General features: G+C 63.1%; 23 protein-coding genes. 11 read left to right on the forward strand and 12 right to left on the reverse strand.

Translation table 11 applies throughout. From position 1 onward, the window contains the following. Positions 1-114: 114 nt before the first annotated feature. The 3 genes from ABD842_RS08825 to argS form a co-directional block, all read right to left on the reverse strand. Positions 115-708 (reverse strand): glutathione peroxidase, encoded by a 594-nt coding sequence (locus ABD842_RS08825; protein ID WP_345112670.1) that lies wholly within the window; start codon positions 706-708, stop codon positions 115-117. A gap of 185 nt (positions 709-893) precedes the next feature. Then, positions 894-1475 (reverse strand): LOG family protein, encoded by a 582-nt coding sequence (locus tag ABD842_RS08830; RefSeq protein ID WP_345112672.1) that lies wholly within the window; start codon positions 1473-1475, stop codon positions 894-896. Between the two features lie 185 nt (positions 1476-1660). After that, a complete protein-coding gene (gene argS / locus ABD842_RS08835) occupies positions 1661-3454 on the reverse strand; it encodes an arginine--tRNA ligase (protein ID WP_345112674.1) in 1794 nt (597 codons plus the stop codon). Between the two features lie 485 nt (positions 3455-3939). Here argS and ABD842_RS08840 point away from each other — a divergent pair, with 485 nt between their 5' ends. After that, on the forward strand, positions 3940-4716 hold the full coding sequence (locus ABD842_RS08840) for a hypothetical protein (protein ID WP_345112675.1): 777 nt from the start codon (positions 3940-3942) through the stop codon (positions 4714-4716). A gap of 229 nt (positions 4717-4945) precedes the next feature. Here ABD842_RS08840 and ABD842_RS08845 read toward each other — a convergent pair whose 3' ends face one another. Then, the gene (locus ABD842_RS08845) at positions 4946-5935 is read right to left on the reverse strand and encodes an arginase (RefSeq protein WP_345112676.1); all 990 of its coding nucleotides are present in this window, start codon (positions 5933-5935) and stop codon (positions 4946-4948) included. Positions 5936-6206: 271 nt separating this feature from the next. On the opposite strand from ABD842_RS08845, the gene ABD842_RS08850 reads away from it, so the two are divergent. Both ABD842_RS08850 and ABD842_RS08855 read left to right on the forward strand, forming a co-directional pair. Then, positions 6207-7610 carry a type III PLP-dependent enzyme domain-containing protein gene (locus tag ABD842_RS08850; protein WP_345112678.1) on the forward strand — a complete coding sequence of 468 codons (1404 nt, stop codon included), beginning with the start codon at positions 6207-6209 and terminating at the stop codon, positions 7608-7610. Positions 7611-7805: 195 nt separating this feature from the next. Beyond that, on the forward strand, positions 7806-7961 hold the full coding sequence (locus ABD842_RS08855) for a hypothetical protein (protein ID WP_345112679.1): 156 nt from the start codon (positions 7806-7808) through the stop codon (positions 7959-7961). 290 nt (positions 7962-8251) lie between these two features. On the opposite strand, the gene ABD842_RS08860 is transcribed toward ABD842_RS08855, so the two are convergent. Then, positions 8252-8788: a D-glycero-alpha-D-manno-heptose-1,7-bisphosphate 7-phosphatase gene (locus ABD842_RS08860; protein ID WP_345112681.1), complete on the reverse strand. Its 537-nt coding sequence runs from the start codon at positions 8786-8788 to the stop codon at positions 8252-8254. A gap of 80 nt (positions 8789-8868) precedes the next feature. Between ABD842_RS08860 and hemG the strand changes: the two genes are divergently transcribed. Genes hemG through ABD842_RS08880 form a run of 4 tightly spaced genes read left to right on the forward strand, consistent with a single transcriptional unit; the run spans position 8869 to position 12963 of the window. Next, entirely contained in the window at positions 8869-10197 is a 1329-nt protein-coding gene (hemG, locus tag ABD842_RS08865) for a protoporphyrinogen oxidase (RefSeq protein WP_345112683.1), read from the forward strand. Between the two features lie 21 nt (positions 10198-10218). Beyond that, positions 10219-11022 (forward strand): polyprenol monophosphomannose synthase, encoded by an 804-nt coding sequence (locus tag ABD842_RS08870; RefSeq protein ID WP_345112684.1) that lies wholly within the window; start codon positions 10219-10221, stop codon positions 11020-11022. A gap of 59 nt (positions 11023-11081) precedes the next feature. Next, positions 11082-12029, forward strand: coding sequence for a TerC family protein (locus tag ABD842_RS08875; RefSeq protein ID WP_345112686.1), 948 nt, complete (start codon positions 11082-11084; stop codon positions 12027-12029). A 52-nt stretch (positions 12030-12081) separates the two neighbouring features. After that, positions 12082-12963, forward strand: coding sequence for a bifunctional transcriptional activator/DNA repair enzyme AdaA (locus tag ABD842_RS08880; protein WP_345112687.1), 882 nt, complete (start codon positions 12082-12084; stop codon positions 12961-12963). Positions 12964-13068: 105 nt separating this feature from the next. On the opposite strand, the gene ABD842_RS08885 is transcribed toward ABD842_RS08880, so the two are convergent. Continuing rightward, positions 13069-15213 carry a transglycosylase domain-containing protein gene (locus ABD842_RS08885; protein WP_345112689.1) on the reverse strand — a complete coding sequence of 715 codons (2145 nt, stop codon included), beginning with the start codon at positions 15211-15213 and terminating at the stop codon, positions 13069-13071. 162 nt (positions 15214-15375) lie between these two features. Between ABD842_RS08885 and purB the strand changes: the two genes are divergently transcribed. From purB to ABD842_RS08900, 3 genes are all read left to right on the forward strand, one after another. Then, positions 15376-16740 carry an adenylosuccinate lyase gene (purB, locus tag ABD842_RS08890; RefSeq protein ID WP_345112691.1) on the forward strand — a complete coding sequence of 455 codons (1365 nt, stop codon included), beginning with the start codon at positions 15376-15378 and terminating at the stop codon, positions 16738-16740. Positions 16741-16774: 34 nt separating this feature from the next. Beyond that, the gene (locus tag ABD842_RS08895) at positions 16775-16999 is read left to right on the forward strand and encodes a hypothetical protein (protein WP_345112693.1); all 225 of its coding nucleotides are present in this window, start codon (positions 16775-16777) and stop codon (positions 16997-16999) included. A 166-nt stretch (positions 17000-17165) separates the two neighbouring features. Next, positions 17166-17741 carry a hypothetical protein gene (locus tag ABD842_RS08900; protein WP_345112695.1) on the forward strand — a complete coding sequence of 192 codons (576 nt, stop codon included), beginning with the start codon at positions 17166-17168 and terminating at the stop codon, positions 17739-17741. 62 nt (positions 17742-17803) lie between these two features. Here ABD842_RS08900 and ABD842_RS08905 read toward each other — a convergent pair whose 3' ends face one another. Beyond that, complete coding sequence (locus tag ABD842_RS08905; protein WP_345112697.1) at positions 17804-18391, reverse strand: hypothetical protein; 588 nt, start codon at positions 18389-18391, stop codon at positions 17804-17806. Positions 18392-18569: 178 nt separating this feature from the next. Here ABD842_RS08905 and ABD842_RS08910 point away from each other — a divergent pair, with 178 nt between their 5' ends. Further along, positions 18570-19682 carry a glycosyltransferase family 9 protein gene (locus ABD842_RS08910; protein WP_345112698.1) on the forward strand — a complete coding sequence of 371 codons (1113 nt, stop codon included), beginning with the start codon at positions 18570-18572 and terminating at the stop codon, positions 19680-19682. Positions 19683-19854: 172 nt separating this feature from the next. Here ABD842_RS08910 and ABD842_RS08915 read toward each other — a convergent pair whose 3' ends face one another. From ABD842_RS08915 to ABD842_RS08935, 5 genes are all read right to left on the reverse strand, one after another. Then, positions 19855-20982: a glycosyltransferase gene (locus ABD842_RS08915; protein WP_345112699.1), complete on the reverse strand. Its 1128-nt coding sequence runs from the start codon at positions 20980-20982 to the stop codon at positions 19855-19857. Between the two features lie 146 nt (positions 20983-21128). Then, positions 21129-22115 carry a glycosyltransferase family 2 protein gene (locus ABD842_RS08920; protein WP_345112700.1) on the reverse strand — a complete coding sequence of 329 codons (987 nt, stop codon included), beginning with the start codon at positions 22113-22115 and terminating at the stop codon, positions 21129-21131. Continuing rightward, positions 22108-22656, reverse strand: a complete 549-nt coding sequence (locus ABD842_RS08925; protein WP_345112702.1) for a DUF4199 domain-containing protein — start codon at positions 22654-22656, stop codon at positions 22108-22110. Before ABD842_RS08925 ends, ABD842_RS08920 begins: the two co-directional genes overlap by 8 nt. Positions 22657-22674: 18 nt before the next feature. Then, positions 22675-23205 (reverse strand): DUF4199 domain-containing protein, encoded by a 531-nt coding sequence (locus tag ABD842_RS08930; protein ID WP_345112703.1) that lies wholly within the window; start codon positions 23203-23205, stop codon positions 22675-22677. Between the two features lie 60 nt (positions 23206-23265). Beyond that, positions 23266-25323, reverse strand: a complete 2058-nt coding sequence (locus tag ABD842_RS08935) for a BatA domain-containing protein (protein ID WP_345112704.1) — start codon at positions 25321-25323, stop codon at positions 23266-23268. Positions 25324-25562 lie beyond the last annotated feature (239 nt).

Here is a 25562-nt window from a genome sequence, read left to right on the forward strand (position 1 = left end):
GAGCCTGCCGGAGCATCTCGCGTGCAATAGTAATTCAATCGGTGAACAATAGAATTACCCTGCACACGAGATGCTTCGGCTTCGCTCAGCATGACGTTCAATAAGCTAAAAAAGCTACTTCATAATAGCGGCTACCAGCTCGTCGCTCATCGGTTTCACATCCGACTTGTAGAAGCCCACTACGTGGCCCTGCTCATCGACCAGGTACTTGCAGAAGTTCCAGGTCGGCGCGTCGCTGACGGCGCCGTTGCGGGTTTTGTCGGCCAGAAACTGGTAGAGCGGGGCCGTGTCGGCGCCCTTCACCGAGATTTTGGCGAACATGGGGAAAGTCACGCCGAAGTTTTTCTCGCAGAAAGTGGCAATCTGGGCGTTGGTGCCGGGCTCCTGGCCGCCGAAGTTGTTGGCCGGAAAGCCCAGCACGGCCACCCGGTCGCCGTGCTTCTTGCTGAGCTCTTCCAGCTCCTTGTACTGGGGCGTGTAGCCGCACTCCGAGGCCACGTTCACGATAAGCAGCTTCTTGCCTCGGTACTGGCTGAGCTGCACTTGCTGGCCGTCGATGTTCTCGACGGCATACTCGTACACGGAGCCGGCAGCGGCGGTGGTTTCGGGGGCAGACATGGCGGTAGCGGAGTAAGAGGTTTGGGCCGGGTTGGGGGCCGAGCTGCAGGCAGCCAGCGTGCCCAGCAGGAAGACGAAGTGAGTTTTCATACGGCAGAAAGGTTAGGTCGGCAGCGCAGCTAGCCCAACAGTACTGGCCAAACCGGCGGCTGCGGGCATTGTTTCTCAGCAAGCAAGATAACGCTTTGCAGCCTTTATATGGATTCAGCTATATGATTTCCGGTTTTCCCGCCGCCGGTGGGCCGGGCAGCGGCTTGGCCGTACGGGCTGGCCGGTCAGGTGCGGGGCACCGTCAGCCACTTTTCCAGGTCGGTGGGCTGGTAGGCCAGCATCCGGTCGAGCAGGCCGGCCGGCGTGTCGTGCTGCTGGAGCTGGGCGCGGTTTTCGGGGCGCAGGAAGCCTTCCTCCACCATCTTGTCCAGGAACTGCAGCTGGTGGTCGTAGAAACCGCTCACGTTGAAGACGCCGCTGGGCTTTTGGTGCAGACCCAGCTGGCCCCAGGTGAGCACCTCAAACAGCTCTTCCAGGGTGCCGAAGCCGCCGGGCATGGCAATGAAGCCCTCGGCGAGGTCGGCCATGAGCAGCTTCCGCTCGTGCATGCTTTTCACCACGTGCAGCTCCGTCAGCCCCCGGTGGGCCAGCTCCTTGTCGGCCAGAAAATCGGGAATGACGCCGATGGACTTGCCGCCGTGGCGGATAACGCTGTCGGCCACGGCCCCCATCAGCCCCACCCGGCCGCCCCCGTACACCAGCGTGAGGCCGCGCCGCGCCAGCTCCTGCCCCATCAGGTCGGCCTGCTGGCGGTAGATTTCATTGAACCCGGGGCTGGCCCCACAATAGACGGCAACGCTTTTCATGCTTTGGTTGAGTTAGGAGTATGTCGTGGCCAGCAAAGCGAAGCAATCCGTCCCGGACACTGAGCCACGTGTTATTTGACCACCAGGTCCTGTCGGATACTTACGTCGAGGCTTTGTGGGTCAACGGTGCTCAAGTACATTTCAGAGGACGGATTTCTTCGGCTGCGCCTGGCAATGACCAGGAATTACATCCGCTCGGGCACCTCGATGCCGAGCAGGCTCATGCTGGCCTTGATGGTGCGGGCCGTCTGGGCCGACAGCGCCACGCGGAACGACTGCTTGGTCGTGTCGGGCTCCCCGATTACCTGGACTTCGGCGTAGAAGCGGTTGTAGGCCTTGGCCAGGTCGTAGGCGTACTGGGCCACCACGGCCGGCGAGAACGTGCGGGCGGCCTCGGCCACCACGCTGCCGTAGCGGGCCAGCTCCTCCACCATCTCCCGCTCGGTTTTCTCCAGCGCGGGCAGGGTGGTGAAGTCCAGGGCTTCGTTGATGCCCAGCTGCTGGGCCTTGCGGCGGAGCTGAGCAATGCGGGCGTGGGAATACTGAATGAACGGCCCCGTGTGCCCTTCGAGCTGCACCGACTCCTCGGGGTTGAACAGCATGCGCTTCCTGGGGTCCACCTTCAGCAGGTAGTACTTCAGCGCGCCCAGACCCAGGGTGTGGAACAGCTGGGCCTGCTCGTCCTCGCTCAGCCCTTCGATCTTGCCCTTCTCCAGCGTGGCGGCCTTGGCGGCTTCCACCACCTCGCGCACCAGCTCGTCGGCATCCACCACGGTGCCTTCGCGGCTTTTCATCTTGCCCGAGGGCAGGTCCACCATGCCGTAGCTGAGGTGGTAGATGGCGTCGGCGTAGGGCTTGCCCAGCTTCTTGAGCACGGCCTTGAGCACCTGCATGTGGTAGTTCTGCTCGTCGGCAATGACGTACACGCTCAAATCGTAGCCGAAATCCTGGTACTTCAGCTCGGCCGTGCCCAGGTCCTGGGTGATGTAGACCGAGGTGCCGTCGGCGCGGAGCAGCAGCTTCTCGTCGAGGCCTTCCTCCTGCAGGTCCACCCACACCGAGCCGTTTTCCTTTTTGAAGAACACACCCTTCCGCAGGCCTTCCTCCACCCGCTCCTTGCCCAGCAGGTAGGTGCCCGACTCGTAGTAGTACTGGTCGAAGTCGACGCCGATGGTCGTATAAGTCTCGTCGAAGCCTTCGTACACCCAGCCGTTCATCTGCTTCCAGAGCGTGATGACCTCTTCGTCGCCCTGCTCCCACTGCTGCAGCATGGTCTGGGCTTCCAGCATCAGCGGAGCCTGCTTCTTGGCCACGTCGGTGGCCACGCCCTCGGCTTCGAGCTGCTTGATCTGCTCCCGGTAGTGCTTCTCAAACAGCACGTAGTACTTGCCCGCCAGATGGTCGCCTTTGATGCCGGCGCTCTGCGGGGTTTCGCCCTGCCCGTAGTACTGGTAGGCCAGCATCGACTTGCAGATGTGGATGCCCCGGTCGTTGACCAGGTTGGCCTTGGTGACGGTGGCGCCGGTGGCCTTCAGGATCTGGGCCACGGAGTAGCCCAGGAAGTTGTTGCGCAGGTGGCCCAGGTGCAGGGGCTTGTTGGTGTTGGGCGACGAATACTCCACCACCACGTCCTGGGGTCCGCCGGTGGGCACGGGCGTGCCGTCGGGGCGCTGCAAGAGCTGGGCAAACAGGCGCAGCCACTCGGCGTCGGCAATTTCCAGGTTCAGGAAGCCCTTCACCACGTTGAAGCCGCTCACGCGGGCGTCGTGGGCCGTCAGCCACTCGCCCAGGGCCTGCCCGATCTGCTCGGGGCCCTTGCCCAGGGCTTTGGTCAGCGGGAAGGTGACGAGCGTAAACGAGCCGGCAAACTCCTTGCGGGTGGGCTGAATGGTAAGCTGGGCGGCCGGGACTTCAGCGCCAAAAACCTGCTGAATGGCGGCGCTGAGGGCCGCTTTGATGTCTTGTTCGAGTTCTTGCACGGGGTGCGGGATATAGAGCGAAGCGCCGCCGAATCCGGACTGCCCGGCGGAAAAGGGATGCGCAAAAGTAGCGGAAGCCGCGGCGGGGTCCAACAGGAACTGACTGAGGCTGCCGTGGAGAGCGAAATCAGCACATCGGGCGGAGCGAAGTTCGGCAGATCGGGCGCTGACAGTGGAGTAGAAAGGGCCTGGCCGGAATGCGGACAGCCTGAATTCCACCATCACATATTCGCTGCTTTATGCCAGGTATTTTAAGCCTGGTAATGCCATCTATTGGCTCAAAGCGAATCATTTCGGGCCAAAATCAATAGCGTCTCTATACGTAAACATATAGATACCCAAAAAACACAAGTCACAAATAGCAAAGGCATTTCCATGACCGCTACCGCCCCTGTATCTTACCTTTACCGCGTAAAATTATACCACCGGCTGGGAAATCCCATTAGGCTCGGCCCGTACGCGCTATTCCTTAATCTACTCTCCTGATGCGCAAGCACTCACTCCCGCTGCTGCTGGCCCTGACCGGCGGCACACTCCTCTGGACCGGCTGCCACCGCCGCCACGACCCTGAGCCGGGCCCCGCCCCCTGCGCCACCGCCCAGGCCAACCCGCTGCGCCTCCGCTTCCTGGAAAGCTTCGGCACGCCCACGCCCGATACGGCCTATACCAAGCAGGATATCACCTTTGAGGGCCCGGGCGCGCCCTACACCCGCTACGAGTGGCAAATCGGCAATGACCCGCGCTCCTTCACTCAGCCGAAGTTCAGCCTCTACTTTCCCGCCTCCTTTACCGGCAGCTTTCCCGTGCGCCTGATTGCCCACCGGCCACCCAACCTGAAATGCTTTCCCAAGGACGACGGCGTGGATACGCTCACCCAGGTGCTGACGCTGGTATCCATCCACGACCGCCGCGCCCCGGTCTACGGCAAGTTTCAGGGCAGCAACGCCGACGCGCCCCGGGATACGTTTACCATTCGGGTGTTTAGCGGCCCCAACTACGATAACCCCAACAACCCGGCCGCGTCGCCATACGACTACCTGCGCAATCTGAGCCGGGGCTGCCAGTCGCCTTACTTCAACATCGGCCTGGTCTGGCGCGGCATCCGCTTCAGTTATGGTGGAAGTGACTTCAACTGCAACACCGAGGCGGGCGCGGGCTACCTGAGCACCCGCGACTCCATCCGGGTCGACTATTCGCAGTTTGAGTCTGCTGCCAGCCTGAAGCGCATCAACCGGGTGTTTCGCGGTAAGCGCCAGCGGTAGCCGCGTCGTCTCGCGTCTCAGTGTTGCGCACTAAGCCCAAGCCAGTCTAGCAGGGTTTTTCCTCCATTGCCAAAGCAGCTCCGACCTCAATAGGCCGGAGCTGCTTTGGCAATGGAAGTTGATAGCATGGAGGGGCGTTGGTTGTAGTGTTGCTACAACGGCAATGCAATGAAGCGAAATGCTAAACTCGGCCTGCCATTCGACCAAACTAACTACCCAAACCATTCGGCTACGACGTGCCGCCCCGACCCGCCGTCACGTCCTGCACGCGCAGGTGGTCCTGGATGGCGTCGGTGGCGGCTTCCAGGATGTCGAAGGCGTTTTTGGCCATTGTGTTTTCGCTGTCGAGGGTGGGGTTGATTTCTACCATCTCGAAGCAGACCACCCGGTCGTTGTCGAGCAGGGCCTGGCAGAGCTGCACGGCCTCCTGCACGTTCAGGCCGTCGACGACCGGCGTGCCGGTGCCTTTGCTGAAGCGCGAGTCCAGCGAGTCCACGTCGAAGCTCAGGTAAACCAGGTCGCAGAAGCGCAGCTGCTCGTAGATTTCGCGGGCCACCTGCCGCGGGCCTTTCTCCTTGAACTCGGGCAGCTTGAAGTTGCGAATGCCGAGCCGCTCAATGACGGCGTCTTCCTCGGGCTCGGTGTCGCGGACCACCACGTACACCAGGTGCTCGGGCTTGAGCTTGGGGCCGGCTTCGCCCAGGTTTTGCAGGCGGCGCCAGAAAAACTCTGTTTCGGGCTCCACCACGTTGCGCCGGCAGTCGAGGTTGTCCTCGTTCAGGGCCATGGCCATGGGCATGCCGTGCACGTTGCCGCTGGGCGTGGTGTAGGGCGAGTGAATGTCGGCGTGGGCATCGACCCAGACGACGCCCAGCGTCTTGTGCGGGTAGGCGGCCTTGATGCCGGCAATGGTGGCGGCGGCGCTGCTATGGTCGCCGGCCAGCACCAGCGGAAACTCCCCGAAGCGCAGCGTCTGCTCCACGGCGCTGGCAATACCCTTCTGCACCGTGTAGATGGAGTCGATGTGCTTGGCGAAGGGAAAATGATTTTTGTCGAACAAGACGTGGTTCAGATCCGGCACGGCCACGGCGTTGAAGCGGCGGAAATAGTCGGAGCCTTTGTTCAGACAGGCAATCCGGAGGGCATCGACCCCCAGACTGGCCCCACGAGTCCCGGCTCCCAGCTCGGAGCGGACTTCAATGAGCTTAATGCGGCGCATACAGTTACATGGGCAAAAAAGGGTTAAAAGGGTTTGATGCTTGCCGATTGAGCGGGTGGGAATTCCCCTCAGGCTTGACGCGCACGGACCTTCCGCCGCGACCAACGAACAAAGCACAACCAAAACCCCGCGGGCGGGGTATCTTTGCGGGCTCTAAGTTCGGAAAAAGCTTTTGCGTTAAGAAATTAAGAAGCTGAGCTGTTTACCCCCTGTCGCCTCTTGGCTGACCGCCCTTTTTCACTCTTCGTAGTTCGCTACCCCACTTCTCCGCATGGATACCTACCACGACCTGATTTCCCAGACCTTCGATTTTCCCACCGACGAGTTCCGCGTGGAGCAGAACGAGCTGCGCTTCAACGACATCGACCTGATGGCGCTGGTCGAAAAGCACGGCACCCCGCTGCGCCTGGCTTACCTGCCCAAAATCAGCTCCCAGATTCAACGGGCCAAGGAATTGTTTCGCCTGGGCATCGAGAAGACCGGCTACACGGGCCGCTATTCCTACGCCTACTGCACCAAGGCCTCCCACTTCAGCTTCGTGGTGGAAGAGGCGCTGAAAAACGATGTGCACATCGAAACCTCGTCCTGGTTCGACACCCACATTATCCGGGCCATGCACGCCAAGGGCAGGCTCACCAAGGACACCTACATCATCTGCAACGGCTTCAAAACCGAGGACTACAAGCGCGAAATTACCGCCCTCATCAACGACGGCTTCGTGAACTGCATGCCCATCCTGGACTCGCCCAACGAGGTGGAATACTACCACGACAACGTGCGCGAGAAGTGCAACGTGGGCATGCGCCTGGCTTCCGACGAGGAGCCGCGCTTCCAGTTCTACACCTCCCGCCTGGGCATCCGCTACGCCGACGCGCTGCCGCTCTACGAGCAGAAGATCAAGGAAGATCCGCGCTTCGAGCTCACGATGCTGCACTACTTCATCAACACCGGCATTAAGGACACGTCGTACTACTGGTCGGAGCTGAGCCGCTTCGTGCACAAGTACTGCGAGCTGCGCCGCGTGTGCCCCACGCTCACCACCATCGACATCGGCGGCGGCCTGCCCATCCAGACCTCGATTCAGAAGGAGTACGACTATAAGTACATGGTGGAGGAAATCCTGCGCACCATCCAGCGCATCTGCGGGGAGGAAGGCGTGCCGGAGCCCCACATCTTCACCGAGTTCGGCATCTTCACCGTGGGCGAGTCGGGTGCCACCATCTACAGCATCCTCGACGAGAAGCTGCAGAACGACAAGGAGCTCTGGTACATGATTGACGGCTCCTTCATCACCAACCTGCCCGACACCTGGGCCCTGAACCAGCGCTTTATCATGCTGGCACTCAACGGCTGGGAGAAGAAGTACAAGAAAATCCAGCTCGGCGGCCTCACCTGCGACTCCCAGGACTACTACAACGCCGAAAAACATATCTACCAGGTGTTTTTGCCCGAGCGCAAGCCCGCCACGGACGCGCAGCCGCTCTACGTGGGCTTCTTCCACACCGGCGCCTACCAGGAAAGCCTGTCGGGCTACGGCGGAGTGAAGCACTGCCTGATTCCGGCCCCGAAAATGGTAATTCTGGACCGCGCCGAAGATGGCACCCTCACCGACTACGTGTTTGCCGAAGAGCAGAACGGCGAGTCGATGCTGCGGATTCTGGGGTATCAGCAGTAAGCGCCGCCGAAGGCCGCCCGGCCTGAAGTCGAACCCGGTCAGCGGGCGGGCCGGGTTCTTTTGGTATCATTCCGGGATATGCTGGCGTTTTCTGAATCCGGCGGATATTCTTGCCCGGCCGCAGTTGGCCGATCAGTCGTAAATCACTATTTTTGAGTCTGGTACTCTGACTTTACACTCGTTTTCTGCTTCATAATGAAAAAGCTTCTTCTGCTGGCCTGCGTGGCCGTTCTGGGCCTCGGCTCCTGCAACAAGGTTAAGTGCCCGGCCTACACCAGCATCAAAGCCGCCAACCGCGTCTCGTCGCCCATCACGGCCTCGACGGAAACCGCGCCGGCCGACCGCCAATAGCTTCGGCCGCAGCGTAAGCTTGCCATACACTCTAAAAAAGCCCGCTTGCCAGCAATGGAGGCGGGCTTTTGCGTGAATGCACCCGAAAATTCAGAACGTCATTCCGAACACTCTGCGGCCCAAGCAGAGACTGAGGCATCTCGCGTGGTGTCGTTGCAATGCTGACCCTGCCGTCAGCACCGAGATGCTTCGCCTGCGCGGATGCCGGATCAGGCACGACGTTCTTTTCCCAGCAACGTCAGCACGCGAGATTCCTCGGCAAGCTCGGAATGACGTTCTTCTTTTGGCGGCTAACCCGCCAGAATAAGAGCCACCGCCGCCCGCAAATCCGCGGCCCGGGGCTCGTAGTCGAACGTTTCGGTGCTCCCGATAAGCAGGCCCCGCACGCCGGCCCGGGCGCCGGCTTCCAGGTCGCGGGCCCGGTCGCCGAGCATCCAGCACCGGGCGGGGTCGAGGCGGAAGCGGGCCAGGCCTTTTTCCAGCATCAGCGAATCGGGCTTGCGCAGCAATGACTCACTTACGCTGGGGTGGCCGGGGGCGAAGTAAAACGCGTCGACAAGGCCGCCGCAGGCATCCTGCAGCTTCTGGTGGCAGGCGTGCACGTCGGCGGCGCTGTAGAGTCCTTTGGCGATGCCGGCCTGGTTGGTTACCACAATCAGCCGGTAGCCGGCCGCCTTCAGCCGGGCCAGGCTTTCGGGCACGCCGCCGATAACCACAAAGTCGGCGGGCCGCCACACATAGTCGCCGATTTCGTGATTCAGCACGCCGTCCCGGTCCAGGAACACGGCTTTGCCGTCGGCAACAACGGTGGGAGTTGAGTTGTTCATCAGGGCAAAGCTACGGATTCCGGCCGGCCGCGGCGGCGACCAAATGGGCGCTACCTTTGCAGCCAATCAAGATTCAGGGGATGAGAGTAGCAATTCTGGGCGGCGGCATTTCGGGCCTCACGCTGGCATTTTACCTGCAAAAAGCCGGCGTGGCCTACGATCTGTTCGAGGCCGGCCCGGCCGGCGGCAACATCCGCAGCCAACTCGTTGATGGCTACCTGCTCGAAACCGGTCCCAACTCCCTGCAGCTCAGCGACGAGCTGGAGCAGCTGCTGGCCGACCTGGGCCTGAGCGCCGAAATTGAGGACACGGCCGCCGTGAGCAAAAACCGCTACGTGCTGCGCGGCGGCCAATACCGGAAGCTGCCCGGCTCCCCACCGGCGCTGCTGGCCAGTCCGTTTTTCAGCCTGAAAGCCCGGTTCAACGTTTTGCGCGAGCTGAGCCGCCCGGCTGCCGCCCCCGACCCGACGGAAACCCTGGCCCACTTTTTCCGCCGCCGCTTCGGTCCCGAAATCGTCGACTATGCGCTCAACCCGTTCATCTCCGGCATCTACGCCGGCGACCCGGAAAAGCTGCTGCTGCACAAGACGTTTCCCCGGCTGGCCGCGCTGGAGCAAACCTACGGCTCGGTGCTGCGCGGGCTGATTAAAAGCGGCGGCGCCGGCACCCGCCGGCGCATCATTTCCCTGCGCCAGGGCCTGCAAACCATTACCGATACGCTGGCCGCCCACCTTACCCACTACCACGGCCACCAACCCGTGACGGCCCTTTTGCAGCCGGCCGCGGGGCAGTACCGGGTGCAGACGGCCGCCGGCATCCGGCCCGAAACCTACGATACGGTGGTGCTGGCGCTGCCCGCCTACGCGGCGGCCCCGCTGCTGCGGCCGCTTTTCCCCGCTGCCGCCGAGGCCCTGGCGGCCGTGTACTACCCGCCCATGACGGCCATCTTCACGGCCTACCACCGCCCCGACGTAACGCACCCGCTGGACGGCTTCGGGGCCCTGCACCCCAAAGTGGAGCAGCCCTACGCCGCCGGCAGCATCTGGACCAGCTCTATTTACCCGGACCGCGTGCCGGCCGGGCAGGTGCTGTTTACCACCTTTGTGGGTGGCACTCAGTACGAAGCGCAGGCCCGGCAACCCGCAGCGGAGCAGAAAAGCGCCGTGCACGCCGAGCTGAGCCGCTTATATGGCATCCGGGCCGTGCAACCTGTCTGGCAATACCGTTACTCTTGGGACAAAGCCATTCCCCAGTTCGACCAGCCTATCGTGGCCGCCCACGCGGCCGCTGATATGTTGGAGCAACAGGGAATTTTTGCCGCCGCCAACTGGCGCGCGGGCGTGGGGGTGCCCGATTGTATTCGGCACGCCCGGCTGCTGGCCGAAAAAATTTCCGGGCACGCAGGCTGATTCTATATCTTTGGGGTACTTATGAACGATGGGCTCGTCCTTATACCGACCTATAATGAGCGCGAAAATGCTGAGCTGATAGTTCGCAAAGTGTTTTCGCTGCCGCAGGCGTTCGATGTGCTCGTCATCGACGACGGCTCCCCCGACGGCACGGCCGACATCATCCGGGGGCTGCAGCAGGAATTTCCCGACCGCCTGTTTCTGGAAGAGCGCACGGGCAAGCTGGGACTGGGCACGGCCTACCTGCACGGCTTCCGCTGGGCCCTGGCCCGCGGCTACGACTACATCTTCGAGATGGACGCCGACTTCTCCCACAACCCCGACGATCTGTCGCGCCTCTACCAGGCCTGCGCCAACGAGGGCTACGACATGGCCATTGGCTCGCGCTACATTCAGGGCGTAAACGTGGTGAACTGGCCCATGGACCGCGTGCTCATGTCGTGGTTTGCCTCGGCCTACGTGCGCCTGATTACCGGCATGCCCATTGCCGATGCCACCGCCGGCTTCAAGTGCTACACGGCCCGGGTGCTGCGCGTCATCACCAACGACCACGTCCGCTTCGTGGGCTACGCCTTCCAGATTGAGATGAAGTGGCTGGCTTACAAGTACGGGTTCCGCATCATCGAAGTGCCCATTATCTTTACCGACCGCACCCGCGGGGCGTCCAAAATGACCAAGGGCATTTTCAAGGAAGCCTTTTTCGGGGTGGTGCAGATGAAAGTAGGCAGCTGGCTGCGCAGGTACGAGCGGACCGGCCGCGACGCCGCGACGCCAGCCAACACCCCGGCGCCGGCCCCCGCAACCCGTACTACCGAATCCCGGTAAGCGGTTCTACCACCCGCCGGCAGGGCGCGTCCGCCTGGCTGTGCTATCTTGGCCTGCGAATGGAAAACACTCCCCTCTTCTGGGTCGGCTTCAATGCCTTTGTGCTGGCGATGCTCCTGCTCGACCTGCTCATCTTCAACCGCAAGGCCCACGTGGTGACGATGCGGGAAGCCCTGGGCTGGAGTGCGTTCTGGATTGCCCTGTCGCTCACGTTCAACTACCTGGTATATCGCACCATGGGAAGGCAGGCGGGCCTGGAGTTTCTGACCGGCTACCTGATTGAGAAGTCGTTGAGCGTGGACAACCTGTTCGTGTTCCTGCTCATTTTCACCTACTTCCGGGTGCCGCAGGAGTACCAGCACAAAATCCTGTTCTGGGGCATTATGGGGGCGCTGGTGCTGCGGGCCATCTTTATTCTGGCCGGGGCCGCGCTGCTGGCCAAGTTTCACTTCCTGATGTACGTGCTGGGCGCCTTTCTGGTGTATACCGGCGTCAAGATGGCCACCAGCGGCGGGGAGCCCGAAATTGACCCGGACAACAACCCGGTGGTGCGGTTTCTGAGCCGCCATCTGCCCATTACCAGCAAGCTGGAAGGCAGCCGGTTCTTCGTGCGCAAGGAAAAGCTGCTGTTTGCCACGCCCCTGTTCGTGGTGCTGGTGATGGTGGAAACCACCGACGTTATCTTCGCCGCCGACTCCATCCCGGCCATCCTGGCCATTTCCCGCGACACGTTCGTGGTTTACACCTCCAACGTGTTTGCCCTGCTGGGGCTGCGGGCCCTGTATTTTGCGTTGGCGGGGCTCATGAAGCTGTTTCACTACCTGCACTATGGCCTCTCCCTGATCCTGGTCTTCATTGGCGGCAAGCTGCTCATTGCCGACATCTACGTGCTGCCGATGACGATTTCCCTGGGCATGGTGGGCCTGATCCTGACCGTGTCGGTGGTGGTGTCCCTGCTGTTCCCCAAGGCGGAGCAAGTGCCGGAAGCACCCGACACGCCGGCTTAACTGCGCAAGATCCGGGTTGGCCCCAGGCCCGCGGGCCGCTACTTTTGGGCCCATGCCAACCACCCCCGCCGCCATGTCTTCCGCCCAAGCTGCCCTGGACTACGCCCGCGTCGAGCAGGCCATCGAATACATTGCCGCCCGCTTCACCGAGCACCCTTCGCTGGACGAAATAGCGGCCCACGTGCACCTGAGCCCGTTTCACTTCACCCGCCTGTTTACCCGCTGGGCCGGCACCAGCCCGCAGCGGTTCCTGCGCTTTCTGACCAAGGAGCACGCCCGGCAGATCCTGGCCGACTCGGGCAGCCTGCTCGACGCGGCTGAGCAAGCCGGCCTGTCGGGCGCGGGCCGCCTCCACGACCTGTTCGTGACCTACGAAGCCATGACTCCGGCCCAGTACCGCGCCCGGGCTGCCGGCCTGCTCATCCACTACGGCTTTCATCCCACGCCCTTCGGCGAATGCCTGCTCAGCCTTACCGACCGGGGCATCTGCGGCCTCACGTTTCAGCCGGCCGCAGCGCGGGCCGAGGCCCTGGCCCAGCTGCACGCCGGCTGGCCCCGGGCCTCCCTGCAGCCCGACGACGCCCGCACGGCCCTGGTAGCGGCCCGGCTGTTTGCCCCGGCTTCCGGGCAGAGCCAGCCCCTGCCGCTGCTGCTCAAAGGCACCAACTTTCAAATCAGGGTCTGGGAAGCCCTGCTTCGTATTCCGGCCGGCGCCCGGGTTTCGTACCGCGCTATTGCCGCCGCCATCGGCCAGCCCGGCGCGAGCCAGGCCGTGGGTGGGGCCATCGGGGCCAATGCCATCGGCTACCTGATTCCCTGCCACCGCGTGATTCAGCAGCACGGCGGGCCCGGTGGCTACCGCTGGGGGCAGGCCCGCAAGCAGGCCCTGCTGGGCTGGGAAGCCGCCCGGGCCGAGCTGCCGGCGGTCGGTTAGCGCCGCGCCCGGGCAGCGCACCGTGGCCCGGCGCCGTCCTAAGAAGCAAAAAAGCCCGCCGGAGGATTCCGGCGGGCTTTTTTATGTTCGGTTTCCTGTTTGCCTCTACGGCTTGGGCTTGGGCTCCTCGGCCGGCGGCTCCACGTTGGTGTTCACGCCCTCATCCGGGGCCTGCCCGCCCAGCAGGTCAATCAGGTTCAGGGGCTCAAACTGCGCCGAGTCGGCGGCCAGCACGGTGCGGGTGGTGTCGGGGCGCACGGCGCGGAAGATGGAGCTGTGGGCCCGGCCCGGGAAGCTCAGGCTGTAGGTCAGCGACTCCCGGTCATTTGACCCGATCAGGCCCTTGCGCACCATCAGGTCGGCAATCAGACGGTGGAAGTAGCGGGCACTGCTGCGCATCTCGCCGTACTGGTTGAAGGAGCGCTGGTAGTACTTGGGCCGCGGAACGATGCTGGCCAGGTACAGGCTTTCCGACAAGCTCAGCTCGGCGGGCTGCTTGCTGAAGTAGAACCGCGCGGCTTCCGTCGCTCCATATATTTTCGGGCCCCACTCGATGATGTTCAGGTATACCTCCAGCATCCGCTCCTTGGGCACGAGCCGGGTGTTTTCGAGCAGCCACACGATCAGGGCTTCCTCAATCTTGCGGGTGACGGTTTTCTGCCGGGTCAGGAACACGTTTTTCACCAGCTGCATCGAGATGGTGCTGCCGCCGCGGGCAAAGCGCTTCTCCTTGATGTTCTGGATGGCCGACTTCACAAACGCCTTTTCCATAAAGCCCCGGTGGGTCAGAAAGCGCGGGTCCTCGGCCGTCATGATGGCCGCCTTCAGGTAGGGCGACACCTCGTTGTAGGATACAAACTCGGGGTTGGAGGCACCCACGGCGAAGGTTTTGATGGAGTCGCCCTTGTCGTTGTAGGCCGTGTAGAGAAACTCCTCGTTGAGCTTGTTCAGGTTTTCGCGGCCGAAGCGGGTGATGCGGAAGTTCTTGGGGCTCAGCCCGGAGTTGAACTGCAGGCTGTCGAGCTGGTTCATGTCCAGGGCAAAGTGCATCTTATAGGTCAGCGTGCCTTGGCCCTGCATGCCTTCCAGGGTGTTGAACATGCCCTGGGGCAAGGCCGCAAAGAACGTGTTGGCCGCCGTTTCCGCCGACAGGATATCGGCCTTCACCTGCAGGCCGGCCAGCGTTTCGCGGCGGTTGCGCAGGCCGTTGCCCTCCCGGCTCACCACCCGCTGGTCGAGGGGCAGCTTGCGGATGCTGACCACCGGAAAAAACTCCATGCGGTTCAGCGTCACCTTGGTGCCCTTGTCGAGAGCGGCAAACGCCTGCCCGAGCCGGGCCACGAAGTCGATGCCGCCGCGGGGGAAGCGCACGTCCCGGTCCGAGAGCTTGGGGTGGTTGACGATGAAGTTGGCCGCCGAAGCCGTGCCGCGCACGGTCAGCTCGTTGTCGTTGAGCTCCTTGTCGGCCAGGCTGAAGCGCAGCGTGTCGAACTGCACCCGGGCGCCGTAGCGGCGCAGCACGTAGGGCAGCGTCACGGGGCGGCGGTCCAGCCCAAACACCTCAGCATTCAGGGCGTAGTCGCCGGGCTCGATGTGGCCCTGCACGCCGACCTTGTTTTCCACCGAGTCGACCACGGCCGTCAGCTGCCCGCTGATGTCGCCATCTTCAATGGCCAGGCGCGGCATGGTGATGCGGGCCCGGTGCCGGGGGCTGTCGTAGGTAACCAGGAAGTTGCGGAAGTCGGCCTGCCCGGGCACGTTGTCGAAGCCGGCTTCGAGCAGCTGGTTGGCCAGCAGGCCGTAGTTGGTGCCCTGGGTAGTGTCGCGGGGCACTTCGGGCTTGGCGCCTTTCTTCTTATAGAGAAAGGAGAAGTTGTCGGAGCCGGCCGTTTTGCGGGCCGTCAGGCGGGCGTCGCTGATTTCGAGGTTGCTGAACACCGGCCGGCCCGCAAACAAAGACCGCACGCTGAGCGACACCGTCATCAGGCGGGCCCGGAGCAGGGTGTCGGCGGGCTGGGCCTGGGGCACCAGGCTCATGCCGTCAATCCGGACCGTGTTCAGGTCGGTAAAGCGGGCCGGGCCCAGCGTCAGCGCCACGGGGTAGCGGCGCTCCACCTTGGCTTTCACCTGCTGCAGGGCGTAGGTGAGCAGCTCCTGGCGTTTGAGCAGAAATACGCCCAATGCCCCGCCCAGCAGCACCACGAGGATGCCCAGGCTGAACCCTATTTTTCGTTTTGTTGCTGAAGTCACGCGAGCCAGTAGAGGGAGGAAGTGCGGCCGGGCATGCCAGATTCGTGCCGAACCCGCCGCCGCTCGGAAGCCAAAGGTAGCGAAAAAGGCCCGGGGCCGAACTTCTTGCCCCGCCCCATTCGCTACCTTTGACGCACTCTGGCCAACTTTGTTTCCCTCCGCATGACTGCTGCTGCCGACTTCGCCCTGCTCTCCCCGCTCACCGCCGTTTCGCCCCTCGATGGCCGCTACCGCCGGCAGGCCATTCCCCTGGCCCCCTATTTTTCCGAGCTGGCCCTGATGCGCTACCGGGTGCTGATTGAGGTGGAGTACTTCATTGCCCTCTGCGAGCTGCCCCTGCCCCAGCTCAGCGGCGTCGACGCGGCGGTGTTTGGCGAGCTGCGCGGACTCTACCAGTATTTCTCCCTCGAAGATGCCGAGGCGGTGAAGGCCCACGAGCAGGTGACCAACCACGACGTGAAGGCCATCGAGTACTTTCTGCGCGACAAGTTCGCGGCCCTGGACCTGGGCGCTTATCGGGAGTTCATTCACTTCGGCCTCACCTCTCAGGATATCAACAACACCGCTATTCCGCTCAGCCTGCAGCAGGCCCTGCTGCGGGTGCTGCTGCCGGCCTACGCCCTGGTGCGCAACCAGCTGGCCGCCCGCGCCACCGAGTGGGAAGCCATGCCGATGCTGGCCCGCACCCACGGGCAGCCGGCCTCGCCCACCCGCCTGGGCAAGGAAATCCAGGTGTTCGTGGCCCGGCTCGACGCCCAGGTGGAGCTGCTGGCCCAGGTGCCGTTCGGGGCCAAGTTCGGCGGGGCCACCGGCAACCTCAACGCCCACCAGGTGGCCTACCCGCAGGTCGACTGGAAGCAGTTTGCCGACGTGTTTGTGCAAAACCGGCTGGGGCTGCACCGCAGTCAGCCCACCACCCAGATTGAGCACTACGACCACCTGGCCGCCACCTGCGACGGCCTCAAGCGCCTCAATACCATCCTGATTGACCTGGCCCGGGACGTGTGGCAGTACATTTCGCTGGGCTATTTCCGCCAGACCATCAAGGCCGGGGAGGTGGGCTCGTCGGCCATGCCCCACAAGGTGAACCCCATCGACTTTGAGAATGCCGAGGGCAACCTGGGCGTGGCCAACGCCCTGCTCGAGCACCTTGCGGCCAAGCTGCCCATCAGCCGCCTGCAGCGCGACCTGACCGACTCCACCGTACTGCGCAACCTGGGTGTGCCGCTGGGTCACACCCTGATTGCGCTGAACTCGCTGCAGCGCGGCCTCGACAAGCTGGCCCTCGACGAGGCCGCCCTAAGCCGCGACCTGGACGCCAACTGGGCCGTGGTGGCCGAAGCCCTGCAAACCATCCTGCGCCGCGAGGCCTACCCCGACCCCTACAACGCCCTCAAAGCCCTGACCCGCACCGGCGAAGCCATTTCCCAGGCCAGCATCGGCGCGTTTATCGACACGCTGGCCGTGAGTGAGGACGTGAGGCAGGAGCTGCGGGCTATTACGCCGCACACCTACGTGGGCCTGTAAGCCTGCTCCCTTACTCCATTTCCTTTTCATGTCTATGCCTACTTTTTCTCTTTGTGCCTTTACCACCAGTCTGCTCGTAGCGGCAGCCGGCACCACGTATGCCCAGAGCTGGCAATGGGCTGCGGCCCCGGCAGGTACCGGCAGCGCGGATATTTATGCCACGGCCCCCGATGGCAATGGCAGCACGGTAGTAGCGGGCCAGTTTGCCGGCACCATCACTTTGGGCGCAACCACCCTGACCAGCGCCGGCAAGTTGTAGGCTACTTTTACAGCCCGGTAGCGAGCTTCGGCCCGGTCGCACTGCCCAATGCTGATGCCACCGGCAACACGGCCGATATCTTTGCTGCCCGTCTGACGGCGACGGGTACCTGGAGCCAGGCGCTGCACGCCGGCGGCCCTGGCTTCGACCACGCATTGACGGTAGAGTGGTAGCGCCCGGTGGCGCAGCCACCATTGGCGGCCTGTTTTTTGGCCCTACGGCCAGCTTTGGCAACCAGACGCTCACCAACACCGATGCGACCGGGGCTACTGCCGATCTGGTAGTAGGCCGCCTTAACAGTTTGGCTACGGCCTGGACGCAGGCAGTGCGCGGCGGCAGTGAAGCAGCCTTTGATCTGGCGCTGACCAGCAGCGGTGAGGTAACGGTAGTCGGTATTTTCCAGGGTGCCACCACCACGTTTGGCCCCACCACCCTCCCTGCTACCTCTCCCGGCGGCTCAGCGTTTGTGGCCCGCACCGCCGGCCTGACCCTGGGCACCCGCCGGACCGTGGCGGCCGAAGTTCTCTGGCTGTCCCCCAATCCCGCCCACGCCGCCGCTTTCCTGTTGCCCGCCACGGAGCAGGCGCGTCTGGTGGTGGTACTCGACGCGGTGGGCCGCCCGGTCAGCCAGCAGGTAGTGCCGGCCCGGGCCACCGCCGCGGTCCTGGACCTGACGGGCCTGACGCCCGGCCTGTACGTGGTGCGCTGCGGCGAAGCTTCCGGCCGGCTCATAGTGGAGTAAAGCCTCCTGATTCAGCGAAAACTCCCGGTTGCCCATTGCGGCGGCCGGGGCTTTTTTTGGCCTTACCCAGCCGACTCCTCCCGCGGCGCGGCATTTCCCAGCAGCTTGGTTATTTCGGCGGCTTCGAAGGCCAGCACCCGCAGGCGCAGCTGGAGCAGGGCGGGCGTGCCGGCATCGTATTCCAGAACAACCCGAGCCTCCGCCTCAAAGGTGTTTAGCCACAGCTGCCCCCACTCGTCGGAAAAAGCCGCCCGGAGCCCCGGCAGCACGTGCAGGCGTAGCCGGGCCTGCCTCAGCTGCGTCTGGCTGCGCTCCAGCGCCAGCTGGAGCGGGTATTCTTCCAGCGTGATTTTCCGCCGCCGCCTACGCAGCTCCTGCTGCTCGGCCTCCGTCAGGCTCAGCCCCGGCTCGGGGGCCTCGGGCTCAGGTCCATAGGGAGCCGGCAGTTGCTGCCGCAGGGCATCCAGCCTCTCATAAGCGGCCATGGGCATCAGGCGCTGGCCCCGCTCGTCCATGGCTAAGGTGCTTCGGGTTACGTTCAGCAAGTCGGCTACCCGCTGCTGGGAAAGGCCGAAATGCGCCTGTACCAGCTGCAACCGGCCCTGCACCGGGCTCGGTCCGCGGCTGTGCGAGAAATTACGCTTTGTCATGAGCAAGCGGGCCAGAAAGGACCGACCCCGGTTTGTGACAACTTAGTCTGTGACAAAATATTTTGTCACAGACTAAGTTGTCACAAAAATCCGAAACGCCGCCCGGCCCGGGTTTTTCCGTCCGGGTTGCGGGCTGCTTCGCCCCTTCGGCTACCTTTGCCGGATACTCTCTTCCCGCATGGCTTCTCTCAACGGCGTTACCGTTCATCCCGACTGCCGCCACTTCCGTGGTGATATTCCCTGCCGGCCCAACAAGGAGCACGGCTACCAGTGCGCCGGCTGCCCGGTGTATGCGCCCGTGGAGCAGCGCATCCTCATCATCAAGCTCGGGGCCATCGGCGACGTTATCCGGACTACGCCCCTGCTGCGCCGGCTGCGCCAGGAGTACCCGAACGGCAAAATCACCTGGCTCACGCTCACGCCCGCCATCCTGCCGGCCGGGGCCATCGACGAGATCCTGAAGCTCGACCTGCCCAGCGTGCTGCACCTGCAGGCCCGGGAGTTTGATCTATTGCTGAATCTGGATAAGGACAAGGAAGCCTGCGCCCTACACGACACCATCCGGGCCACCCGCAAGTTTGGCTACACCCTGCACCCCGCCGGCGTGGCCTGGCCCACCAACGAGCTGGCCAATCACAAGTTCCTGACCGGCGTGTTCGACGAGCTCAGCCAGCAGAACCAGAAGCCCTACGTGCAGGAAATCTTCGAGCTCTGCGGCTTCGAGTTTCAGCACGAGGAGTACGTGTTCGACAACCACCAGGACAAAGGCTACCGCTGGGACGCGCTGCCGACGGGGAAGCCCCGCATCGGCCTCAACACCGGCTGCGGCGATAGGTGGACGACCCGCCTGTGGAGCGACGAAAAGTGGGTGGAGCTGATTGAAAAGCTGCAGCAGGCCGGCTACGCGCCCGTATTGCTGGGCGGCACGGCCGAGGAGGAGCGCAACCAGCGCCTGCACGCGGCCACCGGCGCGGCCTACCCGGGCACGTTCCCGCTGGAGCAGTTCATCAACCTGATGCAGCAGATGGACGGCATCGTGACCCAGGTGACCATGGCCATGCACATCAGCATTGCCCTGCAAAAGCCCACGGTGCTGATGAACAACATCTTCAACCCCTACGAATTCGACCTCTACGGCCGCGGCCAGCTCGTGCAGCCCGACCGCGCCTGCGTGTGCTTCTACCGGGGCAGCTGCAGGCTGGGCACCAGCTGCATGGAGGAATTGCCGGCGCAGAAAGTGTTCGAGGCCGTGCAGGCCAGTGTACCGGCTTCTCTTCACCTGTCATCCTGAGCAGAGCGAAGGACCTGCCTCGGATATCCTGGCAGCTGGCTGAAATGAGCAAAGCCCTTGACCGCGCCAACGGGAAAGGGCTTCGCTCATTTTATCGGCATCCCGGAGGCGAAGAGGCAGGTCCTTCGCTCTGCTCAGGATGACAGACGATTTTCTTGATTGATAACTACTACTACTCCTGCCCCACGGCTTTCAGCGCGGCCACCATCTCGCGCCACGAAAACTCCTTCTTCTTGGCCCACACCCCGGCGGTAAACTCGGCTTCGCGCTGGTGCTGGTAGAAATCGACCAGCGCGTCGGCAATGGCTTTGGGCGTAGGCTTCACCACGTAGCCTACTTCGCCGTCGGGAATCAGCTCGGCCAGCCCGCCCACGTCGGTGACCAGCATGGGCCGCTCGAAGTGGTAGGCAATCTGCGACACGCCGCTCTGGGTGGCGTTTTTGTAGGGCTGCACCACCAGGTCGGCGGCGCAGAAGTAGTCCACCACCTTTTCGTTCGGAATGAAGTCGGTGGCGCGCACGAGGCGGCTTTCCAGGCTATGCTGCTTGATCAGGACCTCGTAGGGCGCGGCAGCCTCGTAGTACTCGCCGGCAATAATGAGCTTGACGGGCAGGTGGCGCAGGCGCTCATCGGCAAAGGCTTCGAGCAGAATATCGAGGCCCTTATAAGCCCGGATAAAGCCGAAGAACAGCAGGTAGCCGAACTGCGGGTCCAGCTTCAGCGCTGCTAGAGCCGCGGCTTTGGACTTGAGGGGGCCGAAGTTGTCGTAAAGCGGGTGGGGCTGGTAGCGGGCGGGCTGGTTGAAGCGCAGGCGGCGCAAATCGGCCAGCACGGCCCGGCTCATGGTCACGAAGCCGTGGCAGGCCGAGAGGAAGTAGCGCGTCAGGGGCCGGTCGCCGGGGCGCTTCTCGTGGGGAATCACGTTGTCGGTAATGGCCACTACGCGGCTGTGGCCGTTGCGGCGGATGCGACGGGCAATAAAACCCAGCGCGGGCCCCATAAACGGGAGCCAGAACCGGAAAACCACCAGGTCGGGCTTCTCCCGCCGCAGCTGCTCCCCCACTTTCCACCAGGTCAGCGGGTTCACCGAGTTGATGCTGACTTCAATGCTCAGGTCGGTGGGGCCGGGCTCGGTGCTGAACTGGGTCTGGCCCGGAAACAGCAAGTCGGGATACTGCAGGCTGAACGTCACCAGCCGCACCTCGTCGCCGGCCTCGCAAAAGGCCCGCGCCAGCCGCTCGTTGTACGTGGCCAGCCCGCCCCGCAGCGGATACGCCGGCCCAATGATGACGACTTTCATAGCGTGGTCAGTTGATGCCCCAAAATCAGCTGTCATCCTGAGCAGAGCGAAGGACCTTATCACGGCAGAACAAGACGGGGTTACGTCAATCGTTCAACTGGCACAAGGTCCTTCGCTCTGCTCAGGATGACAACCTTAAAAAACTGTCAATCCAGGTTCAGCTTGTCCCGGATCAGGTACTGGTTCTTGCGGGGGCCGCTGAGCTGGACCATCTCGGCCAGGAAACCGGCCAGAAACAGCTGCACGCCCACAATGACGGCCACCAGCGCCAGAAAAAACAGGGGCTGGTCGGTGACGCTACGGGCGCGCAGGTTGTGAAACGCCAGCCACCACTTTTCCCCTACCAGCCAGAGCGTAATCAGCATGCCGATGAAAAAGGACAGGCTGCCCATAGTGCCGAAAAAGTGCATGGGCCGTCGCCGGAACCGACTCACGAAGGTGATGCTGAGCAGATCCAGAAAGCCGTAGACGAACCGCTCCAGCCCGAACTTGGTTACGCCGTACTTGCGCTCCTGGTGCTGCACGGCCTTCTCGCCGATGCGCCCGAAGCCGTTCCACTTGGCAATGACGGGAATGTAGCGGTGCATTTCGCCGTAGACCTCGATGCCCTTCACCACGCGCTGGTCGTAGGCTTTCAGGCCGCAGTTGAAGTCGTGGAGCGCAATGCCCGAAATCCAGCGCGTCACGCCGTTAAACAGCTTGGTCGGGATGGTTTTGCTCAGCGGGTCGAAGCGCTTCTTTTTCCAGCCGCTCACCAGGTCGTAGCGCTCCTCCACGATCATACGGTACAGCTCGGGCAGCTCCTCGGGCGAGTCCTGCAGGTCGGCGTCCATGGTGCACACCACCCGGCCGCCGGCTTCCTTGAAGGCGGTATTCAGCGCCGCCGACTTGCCGTAGTTGCGGTTGAAGCGGATGCCTCGTAGGTGGGTATCGGTCTGGGCCAGCTCCTCAATCACGTCCCAGGATGCGTCGGTGGAGCCGTCGTCGACCAGAATCACCTCGTAGGTCAGCCCGTGCTGGCTCAGCACGCGGTGAATCCAGCGCGTGAGCTCCGGCAGGGACTCGGCTTCGTTGAGCAGGGGAATTACAATGGACAGCTCAACGGGAAAATGCTGCGACAGACGCTTACTCAAATTCGGGACGGTTGCGTTTGGTAATGGCCGAGATGATCAGCGAAAGGATAAAGCCCAGCACGATAGACGAGATGATGGCAATTACCAGCCCGATGGGGCCACTGCTGAACTTCTGCGACATGGCCACGGCCTGGTCAATCTGCGCGTCGTCCATGCCCTGGGTCTCCAGCTTGGCTCGGGCAAGGTCCATGCCGCGCTGGGTCGCCGATGGATCGATAAATTCCATGTAAACGTAGCGGAAGATGGCCCCCAATACCCCGGAAACCGCCGATAGCAGGGTACCAATACCCAGCCCCTGGCTGTAGGACATGAAGCCCCCGTTGTTGGCCTTGAAAAACTTATGCGCCAGCACAACGCCCACAATCCAGATAACCATGCCCAGCAGGCTCAGCGGCACGTTTCCTTCCTGGCCCGTTGCGAACAGGATGAAGGTGAAGATAACGGAGGCAAGACCCACCAGCAGGCCATAACGAATGCCAACAGCAGTGGTAGTAACGGCAGTAGAGGTGTTTTCCATGGTGCTCAGAAAATAGGTGGTCAATGGTAAAAGAATGTGGTATTACTTCCGAAAGAAAATCCCCCCTGGCACGCTCAGCAGCAGCCCCACCAACAGCTTTTTAATCAGGTCATCATTCGTCAGGCTCCGCGCGTCCAGCTGCTGCAGGCCCCGGATGGTTTGGTCGTACTGCGCCTGGCCGCCTTTCTGGCGCAGGTACAGGGCCTTGGTGCCTGCCGCAATCTTAAGCATCTCGGCCTTGCTGCGCGCCAGCTGCGCCGGGCCTGCGGCCTGGGCCAGGGCATACACGCTGACCGCCGAAATACCGGCCGTCAACAGCGTAATCAGCAGGCCAGTGCCCAGGGCCCGCTTCAGGCCCGGCCCCTCGGGCTGGTAATACCGGCGCAGGCTCCACTGCCCCACCAGCACCGCCAGCGGCACCAGCACCATCGCCATGATTTTCTTGGGCCCGAACGGGTCGTTGTGGGTCAGATAAAGCCCCACAATCCACAGCCCGCTGAGCACTCCGGCGCCCACGCCGAAGCGCAGCGCGGTCTGAAGTACCGGTTTATCGGGCGAAACAGCTGATTCCACGCGTATTTTTGAAGTAAGGCGGCAAGTTAGAAGAGTTTAAACAAACTCCTCCCTTTCGCTTCAGGCCGCCACGGCTACCGGTGCCGTCTGGCGCACCCGGCCCAGAAAGCGCAGCAGCAGCACCTCGGCCAGCATACTGGCCAGCGCCAGCCACAGGCAGTAGCGCCACAGCGGTGTCCCGACCCGCTCGGCCTTGTACTGCGCCGCCACCGACTGCCCGGCGCCGGCCTCATACACCTGCACATTCGGCCGGTTCGGCCCAATGAGCTGCCGCAGCTCCGCCGCCGAGTAGCTGGCCAGGTTCGATTCGCGCTTGTCGAAGTTGAATGCCAGCGTCGTCAGGGCCCGGCCGTTGCGCGTCAACGCGTAGAAGCCGGGTACCCCCATGGCGGGGGGCACGTCGAAGCGCAGCTCCCCGGCCTGTACGCGCTGCCCGGGAATAAACGTGAGGCTGTCTTTCACCAGCTTCACCACCGACTCCCGGCCCGGGTTGCCCGCCGCCGCCGGCAGTCCCAGCGTCACGCGGCCCTGATTCAGCCGGTAGGCCAGGCGCTGGTCGGTGCGGTAGCTCTGCATAGCCAGCCGGTACATCACCGGCACAAACAGCGCGTGGGCTGTAAAGTCAGAATAGCCGCCGCTGAAGGGAGCAGCAAACAGATAGACCATGCCCCGCCCGCTGCTGAAGCCCGCCAGGTAGCCGTCCCCGTCCCGCATGCGCAGGATATCGGTGCCCGAGCGGGACCAGCGCAGCACCGGCGCGGCTTTGGGCATCACTGCCTGCCGGCTTTGCCCGGCGAATACGTCCCGGAAGAAGGGGTTCTGCAAGCTGGGCGGCGCTACCTCCTGCACCACCGGCTGGCCCGCTGCCACGGCTTGCCACTGCACCGTCCCGATGCCCAGGGCCCGGAACAGCGCCTCGTACGAAGTGCGCCCCGCCGTACCCGCCGGGGGCACCAGCACCACCGTGCCGCCCTTCTGCACGGCCTGCCGCAACGCTTCCCGCAAGCCGGCATCAATCTGGGGTACCTCCTGCACCAGCGTCAGGTTAGCCGCCGCCAGCTTTCCGTAGTCCAGGCTCTGGGCGCGGCTGCCCGAGTAGTCGAACAAGGGCTCATTGCCGTACAGCCGGCGCACATTGCCCGCCTCGGCGCTGCCCAGCTCCAGCACCCGGATTCGGGGCGAAGGCTGGAGCGTGAAATAATAGGTGTTGTCAAACGTGACCGGAAAATCCTCCAGCTCTACCCGGCACTGCTGCAGTTCAGTCCCGTCCAGCCGCACCCGCACTACCGAAACTGCCGTGCCCTGGGCCGGTACGGCCGTCCGGTAGGCCGCCACCTGCCGGCTCCCGACGAATACCTTCACCTGGCAGTCGGCCGCCGCTAGGCTGCCCCCGTTGCGCAGCCGCACCCGCAGGGCAATGTCAGTGCCCGCCCGGATGAAGGCGTCGTCCAGCAGTACGCTATCCACGAATACGTTCTGGGTCGGCTTGCCCGCCAGGGGCACCAGAAACACCTGCTCTGCCGAGTCGGCCTGCAGCAGCTGCGGGGTAAAGCCATTCTTTTGAAAGTCGGAAAAGACAAATACCTGCTTCGCCTTTTCACTGCGCCCGCTCAGCCGCTCCACGCCGCTCCGCAGGGAAGGTGCCGAGCCCGAAACCGTCAGCTCATCTACTGCCGTCTGAAAAGCCGCGGCCGAGAGGCTGGCGTTGCTGCCCGGCAACGCAAAGCGGGCCGACGCGGGATATGCCGTCGGCAGATCCCGCGCCTCACTTACAGCCCGTTCAAAAACCGGCTGATCCGTGCTGCTCAGTACCTGCATGCTGGGCGAGGTATCAATGACTGAGGCTACCACCGTAGCGGCCCCAGCCTCACTGCGCTTGGCCGGAATGAATGGCTGGCAGAACAGCAGCACCAGAAAAACCAGGAAGCTACAGCGGGCCAGCAGTACCAGCAGATGCTTCACTTTGCGCTGCCGGGCCGTTACCAGCTTGATTTCGCGAATGAAGCCAACGTTGGTAAAAAGCAGCCGCTGGGGCCGCCGCAACTCAAATAGATGAATGGCAATGGGAATTGCCAGCGTCAGCAGCCCCAGTAAAAACCACGGATAGGTAAGCGTCATGCGGAGTCAGTAAGTCCGTGAAGATAGAGACAAAATATCCTCTACAACGCTGCACAGCGGGTATCATTCACTCCACGGCGGATTCTGATCAACTTCCTGAACGCTTACACTGCTCAGATCAACCAAGCTAACTGGCCTGGGGGCCTGGGCCGGGTACCCGGGGGGTGGGGTGAGGCCATAAACGCGTTCAGCCCCCGCTCCGCAGCACGAGGCGCGGAACGGGGGCTGAGCGGTAGTAA

This window comes from Hymenobacter algoricola (genome assembly GCF_039539525.1).
GTDB classification, from domain to species: Bacteria; Bacteroidota; Bacteroidia; order Cytophagales; family Hymenobacteraceae; genus Hymenobacter; species Hymenobacter algoricola.

Coding starts and splice junctions, on each gene's coding strand:
- hemG (WP_345112683.1), top strand. CDS start 8,869: ATGAGAGTAGCAATTCTGGGCGGCGGCATTTCGGGCCTCACGCTGGCA.
- ABD842_RS08880 (WP_345112687.1), top strand. CDS start 12,082: ATGCCAACCACCCCCGCCGCCATGTCTTCCGCCCAAGCTGCCCTGGAC.
- ABD842_RS08905 (WP_345112697.1), bottom strand. CDS start 18,391: ATGACAAAGCGTAATTTCTCGCACAGCCGCGGACCGAGCCCGGTGCAG.
- ABD842_RS08910 (WP_345112698.1), top strand. CDS start 18,570: ATGGCTTCTCTCAACGGCGTTACCGTTCATCCCGACTGCCGCCACTTC.
- ABD842_RS08935 (WP_345112704.1), bottom strand. CDS start 25,323: ATGACGCTTACCTATCCGTGGTTTTTACTGGGGCTGCTGACGCTGGCA.
- ABD842_RS08860 (WP_345112681.1), bottom strand. CDS start 8,788: ATGAACAACTCAACTCCCACCGTTGTTGCCGACGGCAAAGCCGTGTTC.
- ABD842_RS08870 (WP_345112684.1), top strand. CDS start 10,219: ATGAACGATGGGCTCGTCCTTATACCGACCTATAATGAGCGCGAAAAT.
- ABD842_RS08875 (WP_345112686.1), top strand. CDS start 11,082: ATGGAAAACACTCCCCTCTTCTGGGTCGGCTTCAATGCCTTTGTGCTG.
- ABD842_RS08825 (WP_345112670.1), bottom strand. CDS start 708: ATGAAAACTCACTTCGTCTTCCTGCTGGGCACGCTGGCTGCCTGCAGC.
- ABD842_RS08850 (WP_345112678.1), top strand. CDS start 6,207: ATGGATACCTACCACGACCTGATTTCCCAGACCTTCGATTTTCCCACC.
- ABD842_RS08845 (WP_345112676.1), bottom strand. CDS start 5,935: ATGCGCCGCATTAAGCTCATTGAAGTCCGCTCCGAGCTGGGAGCCGGG.
- ABD842_RS08840 (WP_345112675.1), top strand. CDS start 3,940: ATGCGCAAGCACTCACTCCCGCTGCTGCTGGCCCTGACCGGCGGCACA.
- ABD842_RS08895 (WP_345112693.1), top strand. CDS start 16,775: ATGCCTACTTTTTCTCTTTGTGCCTTTACCACCAGTCTGCTCGTAGCG.
- purB (WP_345112691.1), top strand. CDS start 15,376: ATGACTGCTGCTGCCGACTTCGCCCTGCTCTCCCCGCTCACCGCCGTT.
- ABD842_RS08915 (WP_345112699.1), bottom strand. CDS start 20,982: ATGAAAGTCGTCATCATTGGGCCGGCGTATCCGCTGCGGGGCGGGCTG.
- ABD842_RS08830 (WP_345112672.1), bottom strand. CDS start 1,475: ATGAAAAGCGTTGCCGTCTATTGTGGGGCCAGCCCCGGGTTCAATGAA.
- ABD842_RS08855 (WP_345112679.1), top strand. CDS start 7,806: ATGAAAAAGCTTCTTCTGCTGGCCTGCGTGGCCGTTCTGGGCCTCGGC.